Annotated in this window: 18 protein-coding genes and 2 pseudogenes; 16 read left to right on the forward strand and 4 right to left on the reverse strand. The window is 69.3% G+C overall.

What is annotated here, in order from left to right; genetic code table 11:
* The first annotated feature begins 54 nt into the window (after positions 1-54).
* Entirely contained in the window at positions 55-1,149 is a 1,095-nt protein-coding gene (locus ACZ3IC_RS10045; protein WP_467414472.1) for an ABC transporter permease, read from the forward strand.
* The gene (locus ACZ3IC_RS10050; protein ID WP_467414474.1) at positions 1,146-1,826 is read left to right on the forward strand and encodes an ABC transporter ATP-binding protein; all 681 of its coding nucleotides are present in this window, start codon (positions 1,146-1,148) and stop codon (positions 1,824-1,826) included. The genes ACZ3IC_RS10045 and ACZ3IC_RS10050 overlap by 4 nt, the downstream gene beginning before the upstream one ends.
* A gap of 240 nt (positions 1,827-2,066) precedes the next feature.
* Here the strand turns inward: ACZ3IC_RS10050 and ACZ3IC_RS10055 are convergent, their stop codons facing one another.
* On the reverse strand, positions 2,067-2,867 hold the full coding sequence (locus ACZ3IC_RS10055; RefSeq protein WP_467414477.1) for an IclR family transcriptional regulator: 801 nt from the start codon (positions 2,865-2,867) through the stop codon (positions 2,067-2,069).
* 361 nt (positions 2,868-3,228) lie between these two features.
* Here ACZ3IC_RS10055 and allB point away from each other — a divergent pair, with 361 nt between their 5' ends.
* From allB to ACZ3IC_RS10085, 6 genes and pseudogenes are all read left to right on the forward strand, one after another.
* Positions 3,229-4,572: an allantoinase AllB gene (gene allB, locus ACZ3IC_RS10060; protein WP_467414480.1), complete on the forward strand. Its 1,344-nt coding sequence runs from the start codon at positions 3,229-3,231 to the stop codon at positions 4,570-4,572.
* Between the two features lie 2 nt (positions 4,573-4,574).
* A complete protein-coding gene (alc, locus tag ACZ3IC_RS10065) occupies positions 4,575-5,687 on the forward strand; it encodes an allantoicase (protein ID WP_467414482.1) in 1,113 nt (370 codons plus the stop codon).
* Entirely contained in the window at positions 5,684-5,860 is a 177-nt protein-coding gene (locus ACZ3IC_RS10070; RefSeq protein ID WP_467414484.1) for a hypothetical protein, read from the forward strand. Before alc ends, ACZ3IC_RS10070 begins: the two co-directional genes overlap by 4 nt.
* Before the next feature lie 98 nt (positions 5,861-5,958).
* A pseudogene (locus tag ACZ3IC_RS10075) lies at positions 5,959-6,410 on the forward strand (response regulator transcription factor); the annotation flags it as partial.
* A gap of 55 nt (positions 6,411-6,465) precedes the next feature.
* Entirely contained in the window at positions 6,466-7,656 is a 1,191-nt protein-coding gene (locus ACZ3IC_RS10080; RefSeq protein ID WP_467414487.1) for a cytochrome P450 family protein, read from the forward strand.
* Between the two features lie 52 nt (positions 7,657-7,708).
* Entirely contained in the window at positions 7,709-8,128 is a 420-nt protein-coding gene (locus ACZ3IC_RS10085) for a PaaI family thioesterase (RefSeq protein ID WP_467414489.1), read from the forward strand.
* Between the two features lie 30 nt (positions 8,129-8,158).
* Here ACZ3IC_RS10085 and ACZ3IC_RS10090 read toward each other — a convergent pair whose 3' ends face one another.
* The gene (locus ACZ3IC_RS10090; protein ID WP_467414491.1) at positions 8,159-9,196 is read right to left on the reverse strand and encodes a Gfo/Idh/MocA family protein; all 1,038 of its coding nucleotides are present in this window, start codon (positions 9,194-9,196) and stop codon (positions 8,159-8,161) included.
* Positions 9,197-9,374: 178 nt separating this feature from the next.
* Between ACZ3IC_RS10090 and ACZ3IC_RS10095 the strand changes: the two genes are divergently transcribed.
* The 8 genes from ACZ3IC_RS10095 to ACZ3IC_RS10130 all read left to right on the forward strand — a co-directional run bounded on the left by ACZ3IC_RS10095 (position 9,375) and on the right by ACZ3IC_RS10130 (position 17,271).
* Complete coding sequence (locus ACZ3IC_RS10095) at positions 9,375-10,091, forward strand: GntR family transcriptional regulator (RefSeq protein WP_467414735.1); 717 nt, start codon at positions 9,375-9,377, stop codon at positions 10,089-10,091.
* Positions 10,092-10,185: 94 nt separating this feature from the next.
* Positions 10,186-11,190 (forward strand): sugar ABC transporter substrate-binding protein, encoded by a 1,005-nt coding sequence (locus ACZ3IC_RS10100; RefSeq protein ID WP_467414493.1) that lies wholly within the window; start codon positions 10,186-10,188, stop codon positions 11,188-11,190.
* Between the two features lie 164 nt (positions 11,191-11,354).
* Complete coding sequence (locus ACZ3IC_RS10105) at positions 11,355-12,368, forward strand: sugar ABC transporter substrate-binding protein (protein WP_467414495.1); 1,014 nt, start codon at positions 11,355-11,357, stop codon at positions 12,366-12,368.
* Positions 12,365-13,417 carry an ABC transporter permease gene (locus ACZ3IC_RS10110; protein WP_467414497.1) on the forward strand — a complete coding sequence of 351 codons (1,053 nt, stop codon included), beginning with the start codon at positions 12,365-12,367 and terminating at the stop codon, positions 13,415-13,417. The genes ACZ3IC_RS10105 and ACZ3IC_RS10110 overlap by 4 nt, the downstream gene beginning before the upstream one ends.
* Entirely contained in the window at positions 13,414-14,274 is an 861-nt protein-coding gene (locus ACZ3IC_RS10115; protein WP_467414498.1) for an ATP-binding cassette domain-containing protein, read from the forward strand. The genes ACZ3IC_RS10110 and ACZ3IC_RS10115 overlap by 4 nt, the downstream gene beginning before the upstream one ends.
* A 130-nt stretch (positions 14,275-14,404) precedes the next feature.
* Positions 14,405-15,568 (forward strand): ROK family glucokinase, encoded by a 1,164-nt coding sequence (locus ACZ3IC_RS10120; protein ID WP_467414501.1) that lies wholly within the window; start codon positions 14,405-14,407, stop codon positions 15,566-15,568.
* A gap of 14 nt (positions 15,569-15,582) precedes the next feature.
* Entirely contained in the window at positions 15,583-16,173 is a 591-nt protein-coding gene (locus tag ACZ3IC_RS10125) for a hypothetical protein (protein ID WP_467414503.1), read from the forward strand.
* 555 nt (positions 16,174-16,728) lie between these two features.
* Entirely contained in the window at positions 16,729-17,271 is a 543-nt protein-coding gene (locus tag ACZ3IC_RS10130) for a DoxX family protein (protein ID WP_467414737.1), read from the forward strand.
* A 124-nt stretch (positions 17,272-17,395) separates the two neighbouring features.
* Here the strand turns inward: ACZ3IC_RS10130 and ACZ3IC_RS10135 are convergent.
* Positions 17,396-17,707: pseudogene (locus tag ACZ3IC_RS10135) on the reverse strand (transposase); the annotation flags it as partial.
* A gap of 53 nt (positions 17,708-17,760) precedes the next feature.
* Positions 17,761-18,402 carry a ScbR family autoregulator-binding transcription factor gene (locus ACZ3IC_RS10140; RefSeq protein ID WP_467414505.1) on the reverse strand — a complete coding sequence of 214 codons (642 nt, stop codon included), beginning with the start codon at positions 18,400-18,402 and terminating at the stop codon, positions 17,761-17,763.
* Between the last annotated feature and the right edge of the window lie 47 nt (positions 18,403-18,449).

An 18,449-nucleotide genomic window follows, 5' to 3' on the forward strand; every position in this document is an offset into this window, starting at 1 on the left:
CAGGCCCCACCGCCGAGCGATGTTTTCCGAGGCCCGTGGTCCGAGGCTTGAGGCATGTTCGTCGCATGGAGAGATCTCCGGTTCGCCAAGGGCCGGTTCGCGCTCATGGGCACGGTCGTGGTGCTGATCACGCTGCTCGTGGGCCTGCTGTCCGGTCTCACGGCCGGTCTGGCCCGGGAGAACACCTCGGCCGTCACGGGGCTGAACGCCGAGTACCTCGCGTTCGCCGCCCCGCCCGACGGCCGGTCGGTGTCCTTCACCGATTCGACCGTCGAGGAGAGTGCCTGGCGGAGCTGGGCCGAGCAGCCCGGTGTGAGTGACGCGGAGCCGCTCGGTATCCGTACCCTTGACGCCGCAGCCGCCGAGGGGGAGCGGACAGCCGCAGTCTCGGCCTTCGGTGTCGAGCCGGACGGCAGCCTGGCTCCCGTCGGCGGTGCGCGCGTCGGCACCGGGAAGGTGGTGCTGTCCGAACAGGCCGCCGACGACCTGGGGGCCGGGGCCGGAGACCGGCTGCTGCTCGGCGGCAGCGAGGTGACCGTGGCGGCGGTCGCGGCAGATGCCTCGTACAGTCATACGCCGGTCGTGTGGACCTCGCTCGACGACTGGCAGCGCTTCGGGTCCGACGGCTCCGGCGGGGCGCAGCACGCCACGGTGATCGCGCTGACCACCACCGACGGCGCGGACCTCTCCGCGGGCGACAGAGCGGCGGGCACCAGCACGCTCTCCCTCGAGGACTCCCTCACCGCCATCGGCTCCTACCAGGCCGAGAACGGCTCGCTCCAGCTGATGCGCGGCTTCCTCTTCGCCATCTCCGCCCTCGTCATCGGCGCCTTCTTCACCGTCTGGACGATCCAGCGCAGCGGCGATGTCGCCGTCCTCAAGGCGCTCGGCGCCTCCACCCCGTATCTGCTGCGCGACGCGCTCGGGCAGGCCGTCGTGATGCTCGCCATCGGTACGGGGGTGGGCACCGCACTCGCCTCGGGCATCGGCCTGCTGGTCAGCGGCGGGAGCGTGCCGTTCGTCCTCGACGCGGCGACCGTCCTGGTCCCGGCAGCAGTCATGATCACCCTCGGTGCCGTCGGGGCGGCCCTGTCCATCCGGCGGATCACCGCCGTCGACCCGCTCACCGCACTCGGGAGTGCCCGATGACTCTGACCCTCGCCGATGTCACCCTCACCTACCCCGACGGCGACGGCCGGCTCACCGCCCTGGACCGGGTCTCGCTGGATGTGCCCGCCGGTTCGCTCACCGCGGTGGTCGGACCGTCAGGCTCCGGCAAGTCCAGCCTTCTGGCGGTGGCCGCGACCCTGGTCACCCCGGACGGGGGACGGGTCGTCGTCGCCGGTACGGACACCGCGGGCCTCGGTCGTGCGGAAAAGGCGGCGCTGCGCCGCGAACGCATCGGCATCGTCTTCCAGCAGCCCAACCTGCTGCCGTCCCTCACTGCGGCCGAACAGCTCCAGGTGATGACCCATCTGTCGGGCGGCGCCGCACGCGGAGCCCGCGGCCGGGCGCTGGCGCTGCTGGACGCGGTCGGCCTCGCGGACAAGGCCGACCGCAGGCCCCACCAGCTGTCGGGCGGACAGCGTCAGCGGATCAACATCGCGCGAGCCCTGATGAACGATCCGGCGGTTCTGCTCGTCGACGAACCGACCAGCGCACTCGACCACGAGCGGGGTGCGGCAGTGCTCGACCTGCTGGTCACGCTGACGACGGAGCGGTCGACGGCGACAGTGATGGTCACGCACGACCGGGCCCATCTGGACCGGGTGAACCGCACCGTCACGATGGACGACGGACGTCTGACGGCGCCCGCACCGGCCTGAGAGCCTTGTCGGGTGACCTCCGACCGGGCGGCCACGCCCTGGCACGCACGCTTCCCGCGTTGTCGTCGGTCACCAACTCCTTGAAGGGCCTTGAAGGCATGGGGGACCCCTGCGCGTTGACTTCCTCCCCCGCCTTGGGATCGCACGCACCGGACCGCGTCCGCTATCCGATCGGAGGTCACCCGACAGGCTCTCTGAGATGTGTGGGAGGGGCGGCCCCGGCCGCCCCTCCCACACATCTCAGCCGGTGGAACCGCTGCTGGCGAGCGCGTCGGACAGCTCCTTGGCGGCCTGCTGCAGAATCGGCACGATCCGCTCCGTCGCCGCCTCCGTCACCCGGCCCGCCGGGCCCGAGATCGAAATCGCGGCGGAGGTGGGGGAATTGGGCACAGAGACCGCAAGGCAGCGCACCCCGATCTCCTGCTCGTTGTCGTCCACCGCGTAGCCGACCCTGCGGACCTGCTCCAGTGCGTCGAGGAAGCCGTCGGGCGTGGTGATCGTCTTCTCGGTGGCGGCCGGCATCCCGGTACGGGCGAGCAGTGCCCGTACCTCCTCCGGGGGCGTGTGGGCCAGCAGCGCCTTGCCGACCCCCGTGGAGTGGGGGAGCACCCTGCGGCCCACCTCGGTGAACATGCGCATCGCGTGCTTGGACGGCACCTGCGCCACGTACACGACCTCGTCACCGTCGAGCAGCGCCATGTTCGCGGTCTCGCCGGTCTCCTCGACAAGGCGCGCGAGATACGGGCGGGCCCAGGTGCCGAGGAGCCGGGACGCGGACTCGCCGAGCCGGATCAGACGCGGGCCGAGCGCATAGCGCCGGTTCGGCTGCTGGCGCACGTACCCGCAGAGCACCAGCGTGCGCATCAGACGGTGAATGGTCGGCAGCGGAAGTCCGCTGCTCGCGGAGAGCTCACTCAGCCCGACCTCGCCCCCCGCGTCCGCCATCCGCTCCAGCAGATCGAAGGCGCGCTCAAGGGACTGCACACCACCGCTGGAACCGGCGGGCTTGGAGTTGGATGTGCTGGCGTGGGACGGCGGCACGTCAACGGTCCTTTCGAGGCGGAGAGCAGGTGCCCCGCCCGGCGGGGCACCTGGCAGCCTACCCGGCGGTTCCCGATCGGCCCACTGCTCCAGGTACGGCGTCCTGGCCGGTCAGGGCCTGCTTGTCCCGGTGTCTGCGGCCGGTGGAGCAGTTCTGCGGTTCCGCATTAATCCTTTGTTGCGTTCCACTTTCCGGAATATGCCTTTTACTTCGTGGAAGTCTATAGGCATGCGGGTGCGGGTGGTCCGTCGGTCGCCCGGCGAGGAAAGTGGGGTCTTGACGGGCCTGAATCCCGAGTGAAGACTCCTTCAACAGTTCGTTGATTCATCAGTGGTCGAAAGTCCGAAGTGAGGAGTGCGGGTGTCCGGTGCGGACGTGGAACTGGTACTGCGTTCGACGCGTGTCGTCACCCCGGACGGGACGCGCCCCGCGGCGGTCGCCGTCGTCGGCGGGAGAATCGACGCCGTCCTGCCGTACGACACCGAGGTGCCGGCCGGTGCCCGGGCGGAGGACTTCGGTGCCGACGTCCTGCTGCCCGGACTCGTCGACACCCATGTCCATGTGAACGACCCCGGCCGCACCGAGTGGGAAGGCTTCTTCACCGCCACCCGCGCCGCGGCGGCGGGCGGCATCACCACCCTGCTCGACATGCCGCTCAACTCCCTTCCGCCGACCACCACCGTCGATCATCTGCGCACCAAGCAGCGGGTGGCCGGCCCCAAGGCGCACATCGACACCGGATTCTGGGGCGGCGCGATCCCGTCCAACGTGAAGGAGTTGCGGTTGCTGCACGAGGCCGGGGTGTTCGGCTTCAAGTGCTTCCTCTCGCCCTCCGGCGTCGACGAGTTCCCGGAGCTCGACCAGGAGCAGTTGGCCCGGTCCATGGCCGAGATCGCCGGGTTCGGCGGACTGCTGATCGTGCACGCCGAGGATCCGCGCCAACTGGCCTCCGCGCCACAGCGCAGTGGGCCCGCGTACGCCGACTTCCTCGCCTCCAGGCCCCGTGACGCCGAGAACGCCGCGATCGAGGGGCTGATCGCGCACGCCAGGCGACTGAACGCCCGGGTTCATGTGCTGCACCTCTCCTCCGGTGACGCGCTGCCGATGATCGCCGCCGCCAAGCGCGAGGGCGTACGGGTCACCGTCGAGTCCTGTCCGCACTTCCTCACCCTCACCGCTGAGGAAGTTCCGGACGGTGCGACGGAGTTCAAGTGCTGCCCGCCGATCCGGGAGGCCGCCAACCAGGACGCGCTGTGGGAAGGGCTGGCCGAGGGCACGATCGAGTGCATCGTCTCCGACCACTCTCCGTGCACCACCGACCTCAAGACGCCGGACTTCGCTTCGGCCTGGGGCGGCATCTCCTCCCTCCAGCTGGGTCTTCCCGTCATCTGGACCGAGGCCCGCAAGCGCGGTCACTCGCTCGACGACGTCGTCCGCTGGATGTCGGCTGCCCCCGCCGAGCTGGCCGGGCTCAGCCGCAAGGGGGCCATCGAGGCGGGCCGCGACGCCGACTTCGCCGTCCTCGCCCCGGACGAGACCTTCACCGTCGACCCCGCCGCACTCTTCCACCGCAACCAGGTCACCGCCTACGCCGGCAGAACCCTGCATGGCGTCGTGAAATCGACCTGGCTGCGCGGCGTACGGATCGCGGAGTACGGCACCGTCGCCGAACCCACCGGCCGCCTCCTCGAAAGGAACCACTGACCATGACGGCGACAGCCCGCTTCACCGGTGACGCGAACCCGTACGGCGGTGGCGATCCGTACGCCGACTACCGCACCGCCGACTTTCCCTTCACCGGCCTCGTGGACCTCGCCGACCGCCGACTCGGCGCGGGCGTGATCGCCGCCAACGACGAGTTCTTCGCGGAGCGGGAGAACCTGCTGAAGCCGGAGCCCGCCGAATTCGACCCCGAGCGCTTCGGCCACAAGGGCAAGATCATGGACGGCTGGGAGACCCGCCGCCGACGCGGCGTGAGCGCTGACCGGCCGCACCCCACGGACGAGGACCATGACTGGGCACTCGTACGGCTCGGCGCGCCCGGAGTCGTGCGCGGCATCGTCGTCGACACCGCCCACTTCCGCGGCAACTACCCGCAGGCGGTCTCCGTCGAGGCGGCCTGCGTCCCAGGCTTCCCCTCGCCCGAGGAACTCCTCGCACCCGGGGTGAAGTGGACAACGCTGGTACCGCGTACCGCCGTTGGCGGACACGCGGCCAACGGCTTCGTCGTCGCGACCGAGCGGCGCTTCACCCACCTGCGGGTCAACCAGCACCCCGACGGCGGGATCGCCCGACTCCGCGTGTACGGCGAGGTCGCCCCCGACCCCGACTGGCTGGCCGCTCTCGGCACCTTCGACCTGGTCGCCCTGGAGAACGGCGGCACGGTCGAGGACGCCTCCGACCGCTTCTACTCCCCGGCCACCCAGACCATCCAGCCGGGCAGGTCCCGCAAGATGGACGACGGCTGGGAGACCCGCCGCCGACGCGACAGGGGCAACGACTGGATCCGCTACCGGCTCGTCGAGCAGGCAGAGATCCGTGCCATCGAGATCGACACCGCGTACCTGAAGGGCAACTCGGCAGGCTGGGCGAGCCTTTCGGCCCGTGACGGGGAGGGCGGCGGCTGGACCGAGGTGCTGCCCCGGACCAGACTGCAACCCGACACGAACCACCGCTTCGTCCTGCCGGAGCCGGTACGGGCCACGCACATCCGGATCGACATCTTTCCCGACGGAGGCATCTCCCGGCTGCGGCTGTTCGGCTCACCGACGCGGGAGGGCGCCATGCGGTTGGCCGCGTGCCACCGCGAACGGGCGTGACTGACCGTTCCCCATGGGACCGGATGGCGGATCTCGTCGCCGAGACTCCGGAGATCATCAACGTCGAGGTGCCGGGCGGTGAACGGCTCGGCCTCCTCGGCATGGTGGGTGGGGTCCTGGTCCTCGTGGGTAGCGGCTGGGGGTGCCGGGCGGTGACTCCGGCCACTCCTTGAGCCGGTCGGCCGCCACCATCGCCGCCACACCCGTCACGGTCAGCATGATGTTGACGAAGGTCGCGTACGGACCGAGGAAGTCCAGCCGCCGCTCCGCCACGTTCCACGCCGACGAACAGGTGCTGCGGGCCATCCGCGCCGGAGCCGCCGGAATTGTCCTGAAGCACACCCCTTGGGCGCGGATCGTCGACTCGGTGCGGCGGGTGGTGGTCGGTGATCCGGTGCTGTCGCCCGCGGCGACCCGTCACCTCATGGCCCGCGCTGCCGGGACCGGACCCGGCAGCGGCCGGGGCGACCGGATGGACCGCGCCGACCGGGCACGACAGAGGATCGCCGCGCTCGCCGAACGGGAACGCGGGGGCGCGATCGCCGTGGCACACGGCCGTTCCAACGCCGAGATCGCCGCCACACTCCATCTGAGCGTGGCGACAGTGAGGACGCAGTGTCCCGGATTCTGACCACATTCGATTTCAACAACCGTGTCCAGATCACGCTGTTGGAGCACCGCGCGGACCTGCTCGACGACGACCGTGCGGACCGGGCGACATAGGCTGAACCGGTCGATCGCAGGAGATCGAGCCGATCAGACCGGGAGGGGCGATCCCATGTCCGATGCCAGTGGTCATGTCGATGTCGATCTGCGCGGGGTCAAGGACTTCACCGCGAATCCTTATCCGTACTACGACAAGCTGCGCGCCGCAGGTCCCGTGCATACCGTCCGTACCGATGAATTCGAGCGGATCTGGCTCGTGGTCGGGTACGACGAGGGCCGCGCGGCCCTCGCGGACCAGCGGTTCGGCAAGGAGGGGCAGGGGCTGCTGGACCGGCCAGACGGGGCCGACCCTATCTACGCCAACATGCTGGTGCTGGACGCGCCCCACCACACCCGGCTGCGCAAGCTCGTCGCCCGGGAGTTCACCGCACGCCGGGTCGAGGCCCTGCGCCCGCGTGTCCAGCAGATCACCGATGAACTCCTCGATGTGATGGTGCCCGCCGGGCGCGCCGATCTCGTGGACGCGCTGGCCTTCCCGCTGCCGATGACCGTCATCTGCGAACTGATCGGTGTGCCGGACCTGGACCGGAACACCTTCCGCAAACTGTCGAACGGCGTCGTCACCCCAGCCACGCCGGAGCAGGAGGGCGAGGCGGCGGCCGCCATGGGCGCGTACCTCGCCGTGCTCATCGAGGACAAACGGCGCTCGCCCGGTGACGATCTGATGAGCGCCCTGGTCAGGGCACGCGACGAGGAGGGGGACGGACTGTCGCCCGACGAACTCGTGGGCATGGCCTTCCTGCTGCTCGTCGCCGGCCATGAGACCACGGTCAACCTGATCTCCAACGGGGTACGGGCATTGCTTCACCACCCGGACCAACTGGCCGCACTCCGAGCGGACATCGGCCTGATCGACGGCGCGGTCGAGGAGATGCTGCGCTACGACGGACCGGTGGAGACCGCCACGTTCCGCTTTCCCCGCGAACCGGTCGCGATCGGGCAGAGGGTCATTCCGGCGGGCGAGCCGGTTCTGATCTCTCTGGCGGGCGCCGACCGCGACCCCGGCCGCTACCCGTCACCGGACCGCTTCGACATCCGCCGCGACACCCAGGGGCATCTGGCCTTCGGGCACGGCGTGCACTTCTGCCTGGGTGCGCCGCTGGCCCGGATGGAGGGCCGGATCGCGGTCCGTACGCTGCTGGAGCGTTGCCCCGGTCTCGTGCTGGACAAGGACGCCGGGGAGCCTGACTGGCTGCCGGGGATGCTGATCCGCGGGGTGCGCAGGCTGCCTGTCCGCTGGTGAGGCAAGAGGCGAGGCAAGAAATGAGTCAAGAAGTGAGGTAAGAAGCTCTGCCATGACCGGACTTGATTTGCAGATGGCGCAGAAGGTCCTCGACAGCCAGCCGTTCAGCGGGCTCGTCGGGGCGCGGATCACCGCCTTCGGAGACGGCGCGGCCACCCTCGAAGTGGACATCCGTCAGGAACTCCACCAGCAGAACGGCTTTCTGCACGGCGGAGTTCTGGCCTACGCCGCCGACAACTCGATCACCTTCGCCGCCGGGACGACCCTGGGGCCGACCGTACTGACCGGCGGCTTCTCCATCCAGTACATCCGGCCCGCCACCGGCCGCACGCTCATAGCCCACGCCGATGTCGTGCACACCGGCCGCCGCCAGGCCGTGGTCCGCTGCGAACTGTTCGCCGCGGGGGAGGACGGGGCGAAGACACTCTGCGCGGTCGCCCAGGGGACCGTACTGTCCGTCACGCCGTCCTGAAGCGCCTCGATGACGCCCCGGCGGGGCGGTTCACCCCGCGGCGCGAGCGCCGGACCGGGCGGCCGCCTCGTCGGCGATCTCCGCGATCTCCACGGGGCGCCGCTTCCGGCGGGACACCTCGCATGCCTCCGCGATCAACAGCGCGTACCACGCTTCCCGCCCGTCGCACGGATTGGGCAGTTCCCCCCGCACCACCCGTACGAACGCGTCCAGTTCCGCCTCGTACGCCGGGGCGAACCGCTCCAGGAAGCCCGGCCAGGGCCTGTGCGGTGCGGCGGGGCCCCGCGGCTCCGCCGAGGTGACCGGTGTACGGTCGTCCAGGCCGACCGTGATCTGGTCCAGCTCGCCCGCCAGTTCCATCCGTACGTCGTAACCGGCGCCGTTGCAGCGGGTGGCCGTCGCCGTGGCCAAGGTGCCGTCGTCGAGGGTCAGCACAGCAGCCGCCGTGTCCACATCGCCGGCCGCCCGGAACATCGCGGGCCCGGCATCCGATCCGGTGGCGTACACCTCGGTCACCTCACGGCCCGTCACCCACCGCAGCATGTCGAAGTCATGGACCAGACAGTCCCGGTACAGCCCCCCGGAGAGCGGCAGGTACGCGGCGGGCGGCGGTGCGGGGTCCATGGTCATCGCCCGTACGGTGTGCAGCCTGCCCAGCGCCCCTGCCCGCACGGCGGCGCGTGCCGCCCCGTACCCCGCGTCGAACCTGCGCATGAAGCCCAGCTGGAGGACGCTGCCGGCCCGGTCGACCTCGCGCAGCGCGCTCAGTGTCCCCGGCAGGTCCAGTGCGATCGGCTTCTCGCAGAACGTGGGCAGCCCGGCCCGTGCGGCCTGCCCGATCAGGTCCGCGTGCGCCGACGTGGCCGAGGTGATCACCACGGCGTCCACACCCGCGCCGAACACCTCGGCGGCGCTGTCCGCGGCTGCCGCGCCCAGGCGGCCCGCGACCTCGGCCGCCCGCGCCCCGTCGGTGTCCGTCACCACCAGGGCGTCCACCTCGGGATGGCGGGCCAGCACGCCCGCGTGGAAGGAACCGATCCGGCCCGTGCCGATGAGTCCGATGCGCATGGACTCAACGTGCCGCTCACCGACTGCGCTGTCAACTATATGTCCTGACAAAGTCGGGCTTGTTGGATGTTCATGCTGTCCGGACAACAGGATGACGTGACTACCGGCTTTAAGACGTGAGGGATACCCTCCACGCGTGCCCAAACCCACCACCGACCCCACCGCACTTGAACTCGGCGTGGACCGCACCAGCCCGGTCCCGCTGTACTACCAGCTGGCCCAGCAGCTGGAATCGGCCATCGAGCAGGGCCGGCTCGCCCCCGGCAGTCTCCTCGGCAACGAGATCGAGCTCGCGGCCCGGCTCGGCCTGTCCCGACCCACCGTCCGCCAGGCCATTCAGTCGCTGGTCGACAAGGGGCTGATGGTTCGTCGCCGCGGCGTCGGCACCCAGGTCGTGCACAGCAGGGTCCGGCGCCCGCTCGAACTGAGCAGCCTGTACGACGACCTGGAGGCCGCCGGCGGGCACCCCACGACCCGCGTTCTGCGCAACATGGTCGAGCCCGCCGGCGCCGAGGTCGCCGCCGCCCTCGGAGTCGAGGAGGGTACCGACGTGCACCTCGTCGAGCGGCTGCGGTATGCGCACGACGAGCCGCTGGCATTCCTGCGCAACCACCTGCCCCTCGGGCTCATCGACCTGGACACCGAACGGCTGGAAACCACCGGCCTCTACCGGATGATGCGCGGCGCGGGCATCACCCTGCACAGTGCCCGCCAGACCGTCGGAGCCCGGCTCGCCACCGCCGAGGAGGCGGCCGGACTCGCCGAGACCGAGGGAGCCGCCCTGCTGACGATGGAGCGCACCACCTTCGACGACACCGGGCGCGCGGTCGAGTTCGGCTCCCACATCTACCGGGCTTCGCGCTACTCCTTCGATTTCCAGCTCCTCGTACGGTGACGACGGCCGCGCGAGGCCGTTGACGTCCGGGACGCCCACCGCTACAACTGCCGCCAGCCGCAATCGGGCGGCGGGAAGAGAAGGCGGACCCACGATGCGTACCTGTCGCAGAGCAGTGATCCTGATCACCACCGCTGCCATCGGCCTCACCCTCACCGGATGCAGCGGCTCGGGCGGCAAGAGCGCCGAGGAGAAGCACCAGGGAGGAAGCGGCAGCGGGGGCAAGGCGGTCTCCACTTCCCGGATGAAGATCGCGATGGTCACGCACTCGGGGGAGGGCGACACCTTCTGGGACATCGTGCAGAGCGGCGCGAAACAGGCGGCGGCCAAGGACAACGTCGAGTTCCTGTACTCGGCGAACAAGGAGGGCAAGGAACAGGCCCAGCTCGTCCAGGCCGCCATTGATCAGAAGGTCGACGGCATCGTTGTCACCTTAGCCAAGCCGGAAGCGGTCAAGGACGTCGTCGCCAAGGCCGTGAAGGCCGGCATACCCGTAGTGACCATCAACTCGGGCGCGCAGTTCTCCAAGGAGGTCGGCGCGCTCGGACATATCGGGCAGGACGAGAGGGTCGCGGGCGAGGCCGTCGGCGAGGAGCTCAACGAGCGGGGCCGCAAGAAAGCCGTCTGTGTCATTCACGAGCAGGGCAATGTGTCCCTGGAGGAGCGCTGCGCCGGGGTGCGGAAGACCTTCGGGGGCACCGTCGAGAACCTCAACGTCGAGGGCACCAACATGCCCGCCTCCACCTCCTCCATCGAGGCGAAGCTCCAGGCCGACAAGGGCATCGACGCGATCGTCACCCTCGGTGCACCCTTCGCCGCCGCTTCCGTCAAGGCCAAGGAGGGATCCGGCAGCCGGGCGGAGGTCGACACATTCGATCTGAACGCCGAGGTCGTCAAGCGGCTGAAGGCGAAGGAGGTCGGCTTCGCGGTCGACCAGCAGCCCTACCTCCAGGGCTATCTCGCCGTCGACGAACTGTGGCTGAACAGGACCAACGGAAATGTCATCGGTGGCGGAAAGCCGGTGCTCACCGGCCCGGCGATCGTCACCGCCGACGACGTCCCGCAGCTGGAGGAATACACCGCGCGCGGTACCCGATGACCGTCGCGGGCATCGCTGTGCACACCCGTTGCCGGCATACGCGCCCCGCCCCTGCCGGGCGGCGCCGTCGGCGGCTCGGGGATACTTGGCCGGCCGGGCAGGGCGTGAACGGCCCCCGGCCCCACCAAAGAGCATAGCGAGCAGTACAAGAAGGGCATGGCGTCGTGGCAAGGGTTCGGACAGGGGTACGTGCGATGGGCGCCGTGCTTGCGGCGGTGCTCGGGGTGTCCCTCGTGGGATGCAGCAGCACCGGCGGCAAGCAGGCGGAGGAACGCGCGGCCCAGGCCGCCGCCGAGGGCCGATCCGCGGTGAACACGCCCCGCTGGACCTTTGCCATGGTCACCCACTCGGGAGACGGCGACACCTTCTGGGACATCGTCCAGCGGGGCGCCGAGCAGGCGGCCGTCAAGGACAACATCAAGTTCCTGTACTCGCACAGCGACGAGGCGCAGCAGCAGGCCCAGCTCGTCCAGGCCGCCATCGACCAGAAGGTCGACGGGCTGATCGTCACACTCGCCAAGCCCGACGCGATGAAGGACGTCGTCGCCAAGGCCACCAAGGCCGGTATCCCGGTGATCACGGTGAACTCGGGCTCCGCGGAGTCCAAGCAGTTCGGCGCGCTCACCCATATCGGCCAGGACGAGTCCATCGCGGGCGAGGCCGTCGGCGAGGAGCTGAACACGCGGGGCCGCAAGAAGGCCCTGTGCATCCTGCACGAGCAGGGCAACGTCGGCCACGAGCAGCGCTGCGCCGGAGCGAAGAAGACCTTCCACGGACAGATGCAGAACCTGTACGTCGAAGGCACCAACATGCCCGATGTCCAGGCGTCCATCGAGGCCAAGCTCCAGGCCGACAAGAACATCGACGCGGTCGTCACCCTCGGGGCGCCGTTCGCGGACGCCGCAGTCAAGGCGAAGAAGACCGCGGGCAGCAAGGCCGAGATCGACACCTTCGACCTGAATGCCAAGGTCGCCACGGCCCTCCAGGACGAGACCCTCGGCTTCGCGGTCGACCAGCAGCCCTACCTCCAGGGGTACGAGGCCGTGGATCTGCTCTGGCTCCACCGCTACAACGGCAATGTCCTCGGCGGTGGCCGCCCGGTCCTGACCGGCCCGCAGATCATCACCTCGAAGGACACTGCCGAGCTGGCGGAATACACGAAGCGGGGAACCCGATGAGTACGATCGCAGGGCCGTCCGCCCCGGCCGGGGCCGACGAGCGGCTGCTGCGCACCTCGCCGCTGCGCAAACTGCTCGGCCGCCCCGAGCTCGGCTCGGTGGTCGGCGCCGCGGCCGTCTTCATCTTCTTCTCGATCGTCGCCGAAAGCTTCCTGCGCGCCTCCAGCTTCGGCACGGTGCTGTACGCGGCCTCCACCATCGGAATCATGGCCGCGCCGGTGGCGCTGCTGATGATCGGCGGCGAGTTCGACCTCTCCGCCGGTGTGCTGGTCACCAGCTCCGCGCTGATCTCGTCGATGTTCAGCTACCAGATGACGGCCAATGTCTGGGTCGGCGTCTTCGTGTCGCTGCTGGTCACGCTCGCCATCGGGGCGTTCAACGGCTTCATGCTGACCCGCACCAAACTGCCGAGCTTCATCATCACGCTCGGTACGTTCCTGATGCTGACCGGTCTCAATCTGGGCTTCACCAAGCTGATCAGCGGAACCGTTTCGACGAAGTCCATCAGCGACATGGAGGGCTTCGAATCGGCCCGTCAGGTCTTCGCCTCACAGTGGACCATCGGCGGCGTCGAGTTCAAGGTCACGATTCTGTGGTGGGCGGTGCTTGTCGCGATCGCCACCTGGATCCTGCTCCGTACCCGCTTCGGCAACTGGATCTTCGCGATCGGCGGCGGGGCCGACGCGGCCCGCGCGGTCGGCGTCCCGGTGATCCGTACCAAGATCGGGCTCTACCTCGGGGTCGCCTTTGCAGCCTGGGTCTCCGGGCAGCATCTGCTGTTCTCGTTCGATGTGGTGCAGTCCGGCGAGGGCGTCGGCAACGAGCTGATCTACATCATCGCGGCCGTCATCGGTGGCTGTCTGATCACCGGAGGCTACGGCTCCGCGATCGGCTCCGCGGTCGGTGCCTTCATCTTCGGCATGACCAGCAAGGGCATCGTGTACGCGGAGTGGAACCCGGACTGGTTCAAGTTCTTCCTCGGAGCCATGCTGCTCCTGGCCACCCTGCTCAATGCATGGGTACGCAAGCGCGCGGAGGCGACGAAATGACGGCCCCCCAGGCACCGGCCGGCCCGGAGACGCCCCACCGGGCGCTTGTCGAGCTGGACCACGTCAGCAAGTACTACGGCAACATCAAGGCCCTCCAGGACGTCTCGCTGGAGGTCCACGCGGGGGAGATCTCCTGCGTCCTCGGTGACAACGGCGCCGGCAAGTCCACCCTGATCAAGATCATTGCGGGGCTGCACCGGCATGACGCGGGGACCTTCCTCATCGAAGGCGAGCAGACCACCCTCGCCGACCCGCGCGACGCCCTGGACCGCGGCATCGCCACGGTCTACCAGGACCTGGCCGTCGTCCCCCTGATGCCGGTCTGGCGGAACTTCTTCCTCGGCTCCGAGCCGACCACCGGCGCGGGCCCCTTCAAGCGCCTCGACGTGCGTCTGATGCGCGAGACGACCCGCTCCGAGCTGCTGCGCATGGGCATCGACCTGCGCGATGTCGACCAGCCGATCGGTACGCTCTCCGGCGGCGAGCGCCAGTGCGTCGCCATCGCACGGGCTGTCTACTTCGGCGCCAAGGTCCTCGTCCTGGATGAGCCCACCGCCGCGCTCGGTGTCAAACAGTCCGGGGTCGTCCTCAAGTACGTCGCGGCTGCCCGCGACGCGGGTCTCGGCGTGGTCCTCATCACGCACAACCCGCACCACGCGTATCTCGTCGGCGACCGGTTCGTCCTGCTCAAGCGGGGCGCCATGTCCGGCAGTCACACCAGAGCGAACATCACTCTGGACGAGCTGACCCGCCAGATGGCGGGCGGCAGCGAGCTGGAGGAGCTCAGCCATGAGCTGGAGAGGGCCCCCGGCCCGACCCGTCTGGGCGGCCACCCGGTCGACGACGACCTGCGATAACCCCTGGCCGATACCGACCCTTGCACACCGGTTTGCCCGCTGTGGTGCCCCGACAGTGGCAGAATCGAGCCCGACGGGCGCCGTCCGCCGCCGGGAGCACCACCCCGGCCCCCCAGACCCCGCAGGGACGATGAGCACGTACCGCGACTTCACACACCGCGGCTCCGCCCGCGCCACCGTCCTGCGGACCGTGGGCACCCGGGAGCGGCGCTCACACTTCACGGCGCCGCGGGTACCCACCGTCGGCATCGACATCGGGGGTACGAAGGTGATGGCCGGCGTCGTCGACGCCGACGGCAACATCCTGGAGCAGCTGCGCACCGAGACGCCGGACAAGTCCAAGAGTCCCAAGGTCGTCGAGGACACCATCGTCGAGCTGGTCCTGGACCTCTCCGACCGGCACGATGTGCACGCCGTCGGCATCGGTGCGGCCGGCTGGGTCGACGCGGACCGTTCCAAGGTGCTGTTCGCCCCGCACCTCGCCTGGCGCGACGAACCGCTGCGCGACGCCCTCGCCTCCCGCCTTGTCGTCCCCGTCATGGTCGATAACGACGCCAACACCGCCGCCTGGGCGGAGTGGCGCTTCGGAGCGGGCCGCGGCGAGGACCACCTCGTCATGATCACGCTCGGTACCGGCATCGGCGGCGCGATCCTCGAGGACGGTCAGGTCAAGCGCGGCAAGTACGGCGTCGCCGGTGAGTTCGGCCACATGCAGGTGGTGCCCGGCGGGCACCGCTGCCCCTGCGGGAACCGCGGCTGCTGGGAGCAGTACAGCTCCGGCAACGCCTTGGTCCGCGAGGCCAAGGAGCTGGCCGCGGCCGACTCCCCGGTGGCGCATGGCATCATCGAGCGGGTCAAGGGGAACATCCCCGACATCACCGGTCCCCTCATCACCGAACTGGCCCGCGAGGGCGACGCGATGTGCGTCGAGCTCCTCGAGGACATCGGCCAGTGGCTCGGCGTCGGCATCGCCAATCTGGCCGCCGCGCTCGACCCCTCCTGCTTCGTCATCGGAGGCGGCGTCAGCGCCGCCGACGACCTGCTGATCGGCCCCGCCAGGGACGCCTTCAAACGCCACCTCACCGGCCGCGGCTACCGCCCGGAGGCCCGGATCGCGAAGGCGCAGCTCGGCCCGGAGGCAGGTATGGTCGGCGCAGCCGACCTGGCCCGGCTGGTGGCCCGCAGATTCCGGCGTACCAACCGTCGCCGCGTCGAGCGGTACGAGCGGTACGCACAGATCTACGACCAGGCCGCGAGCACCATCCGTAACACGCGCAACACTCGCACCTCCTAGGGATCTCCAGAGACATGACCGCAGCCGAGCACCCCGTCCTGCCGCGCCAGTCCTCGCCGCCCGAGGACGACAGGCCACCGCAGGACCGGCGCCAGATGATCCGCCGCCGCCTGATCACGGCGACCGTCATCGTGCTGCTCATCGGCATCCCGGCCGGCTATCTGCTGATCTCCGCGGAGCAGAGCCGCCGCTCCGGCCAGAACAAGGAGGCCGAGGCTTCCGCCCAGGGGCTCCAGGAGGGCTGGCCGTCCCGGATGCAGCGCCGGATCTTCGAGCTGCCGATCCCCGGCAACGCCCAGGACGTGCAGTACTACGAGACCAACAACTGGAAGGCCAGCCGGCTGTACGTGGAGTTCCGCACCACGTCCGCCGGACTCGACCGATTCCTGAGCCGGCTGGGCAGCGGACGCGCCGCCCTGCAGACCGGCGAGGTCAGCATCAGCGCCCGCGACCAGGAGGTCTCGGGCTGGAGCTTCGACCCCGGGGCCGAGTGGGCGGGCACCACGCACACCAACAAGGACCCACGGCCCACCCAGGACATCACCGTGAACATGTCCGATCCGATGAACCCTGTCGTATATGTCGTATCTGCGGCGACCCCCTGACCGGAAGCCGACATGCGGGAGCGGGCTTGGCCTGCGCCGCGGGCCGCGGTGGAAACGGACAGGCGGGATGCCGCGCACGAGGGGTTGCCATCCCTGGCCGTCGTGCGTGTGGGCGCCGGAGATCTCCCGCGACAGCGGCAGTCCGTTCCGGTCCGTGATCATCCGTGGCTGACCGTAGACCTGCTGCGCCCCTGGCCCTGGTCCAGCGAGCAATGCGGCACCTACGGTCCCGCACCAGAGGCGGTCACTCCTCCTTGCACCTGCTGATACCGCGCGTACTGCCCCGTTCCAGGGTCGATACCGGCTGGGGAAGGGGTAACGATTGAAATGACAAGCCGATGTCACAACTCAATGTGAAAGGGATCGGTGTCCTGACCGGGGGCAGCCCAGCTGGTTCTCCGTGGTCCGGCTGCCTCCCGGGCAGTGCCGCGATATTCCGTGCCTGGCGTGCGCTCATAGGCGCTGCCGCGCGTGCCACCGACCCTGCCGTGTCCCGGGCGGTCAGTCGGCAGCCCCCGGAACATCGGAGCAGAGAGGAAGCCCCCGGTGAAGTTCATCAATGAGAAACTGCGTGCCCCGCCCCAGCCAACGGCCCGCGTACCGGCACAGCCTTTGGTCTCCGCCGGCGACTGCGGTCTGCTCCTTGTCAGAATCACCTTCGGCCTCCTCATGGCAGGGCACGGATGCCAAAAACTCTTCGGAATATTCGGTGGTGACGGTCTCACCGCAACGGGCAAGGGATTCGCCGCTCTGGGCTACCACCCCGGAGTGGCCTATGCCGCCATCGGCGGCGGCTCCGAGTTCCTCGGGGGCCTCGGCCTGGCTCTGGGACTGTTCACCCCACTGGCGTCGGCTGCCCTGATCGGCGTGATGATCAATGCCATGGCGACCGTCACCGCGGCACATGGCCTGTGGGAGACACAAGGCGGTGTCGAGTACAACGTGTGCATCGCGGTCGTGTCGCTGGCCATCGCTGCCATCGGTCCCGGTCGGCTCGCCCTCGACAGACCTTTCCGCTGGGGGAACGGCGGCTGGCCAGAAGCCGCCTTCGCTCTGGGCGTCGGAGGAATCAGCGCCGCCATCGTGCTGATCCTTTGAATTCGGGCAGAGGATACTGATGCCAATCAGGCCGCTGGCTGATCCTGCCGCATGAAGGGCCCCGCGGCGCAGTGTGTCGTAGGCCTGCCATGGGGTGGCTTGTCGGCGGAGGGGCAGGTGCCGGTCCGTCCTTCGCGAACCTGGTGTCATCCACCAACCACACCTGCAGCCGCACCGCCGCCCCCGCCTGGCGGGCCAGCCCGGCACGAACAGTGTCCACCGGTCAGGTCGAGGACGTCATGAACTGCTGCAACTGCTGGTGATCCACACCCAGCCGTCCCGCCATCGGCTGCATCGACTTCCGCCGACCGTCCAACAGCAGACCCCGCAGATACAGCCCGCCCTTCACCCGCTGATCCACACGCGCCGACGGCGCGAACACCTCCGTCCCGCCGATTCCCCGGCACGCCACGCGCGAGCAGGCCGAAGAACCCATCCTCGTGGCGCCGCACAACACCGTCACCAGCGCTGACAGTTCGGCCATGACGTTCATCCGCTGGACGTCGGCCGGCTGTGGGCCCGCGCCCGCGCCACCAGATCGGCGGGCTCGAGGCGTACCTGCAACGCCTTCAAGATCAGCAGCCACCATTGGTGCAGCCGGTCGGTGAGTTCCTCACGCTCTGCCATCTCGTCAGTGAGGCTGTACAGCCCGAAGAACGCGCACACCAAGGTCGTGGCGGTGCCCGACGGTTTGACGTCTGCGGCCAGTTCGCCCTTGGTGCGGGCTTCGGCCAGAAGGCGCGTGACGGCAGTCGTCCAGGCGGCGAAGGGCGTGGGTATGGCGGCGTCGATGGTGCGGCGCTCGGTCCACAGACGCGCGCCGGCCCGGGTCATGACGTCGTCGCGCAGCGCCGCAGCGACGTCGAAGCTGAGAGCGACCAGCTTTTCCAGCGGCGGGATCCCGGGGGCGGCGTAGCGGTCGGCCAACAAGGGCCAGGCGGCGAACTGTTCGCGCACGACGGCCAGCGCGAGCTTCTCCTTGCTGGAGTAGTGGAAGTAGACGGCTCCGCTGGTGCGCCCCGAAAGATCGCTGATCTCATTGATGCTTGTCCCTGCATACCCTTGTTCAACGAAAAGACGTGCTGCGGCTTCCAGTAGAGACCTTCGGGTCGCGCGTGCCCTGTCCTGCACGTATGTTCCACCTTCGTTCAATGATGCGCTGCTTTTTATCCAGGAAA

This window comes from Streptomyces sp. NPDC002958, from assembly GCF_055563255.1.

Excerpts from the sequence above, each read along its gene's own strand:
- ACZ3IC_RS10045 (WP_467414472.1), top strand. The coding sequence starts at position 55 with ATGTTCGTCGCATGGAGAGATCTCCGGTTCGCCAAGGGCCGGTTCGCG.
- ACZ3IC_RS10050 (WP_467414474.1), top strand. The coding sequence starts at position 1,146 with ATGACTCTGACCCTCGCCGATGTCACCCTCACCTACCCCGACGGCGAC.
- alc (WP_467414482.1), top strand. The coding sequence starts at position 4,575 with ATGACGGCGACAGCCCGCTTCACCGGTGACGCGAACCCGTACGGCGGT.
- ACZ3IC_RS10080 (WP_467414487.1), top strand. The coding sequence starts at position 6,466 with ATGTCCGATGCCAGTGGTCATGTCGATGTCGATCTGCGCGGGGTCAAG.
- ACZ3IC_RS10085 (WP_467414489.1), top strand. The coding sequence starts at position 7,709 with ATGACCGGACTTGATTTGCAGATGGCGCAGAAGGTCCTCGACAGCCAG.
- ACZ3IC_RS10090 (WP_467414491.1), bottom strand. The coding sequence starts at position 9,196 with ATGCGCATCGGACTCATCGGCACGGGCCGGATCGGTTCCTTCCACGCG.
- ACZ3IC_RS10100 (WP_467414493.1), top strand. The coding sequence starts at position 10,186 with ATGCGTACCTGTCGCAGAGCAGTGATCCTGATCACCACCGCTGCCATC.
- ACZ3IC_RS10110 (WP_467414497.1), top strand. The coding sequence starts at position 12,365 with ATGAGTACGATCGCAGGGCCGTCCGCCCCGGCCGGGGCCGACGAGCGG.
- ACZ3IC_RS10115 (WP_467414498.1), top strand. The coding sequence starts at position 13,414 with ATGACGGCCCCCCAGGCACCGGCCGGCCCGGAGACGCCCCACCGGGCG.
- ACZ3IC_RS10120 (WP_467414501.1), top strand. The coding sequence starts at position 14,405 with ATGAGCACGTACCGCGACTTCACACACCGCGGCTCCGCCCGCGCCACC.
- ACZ3IC_RS10125 (WP_467414503.1), top strand. The coding sequence starts at position 15,583 with ATGACCGCAGCCGAGCACCCCGTCCTGCCGCGCCAGTCCTCGCCGCCC.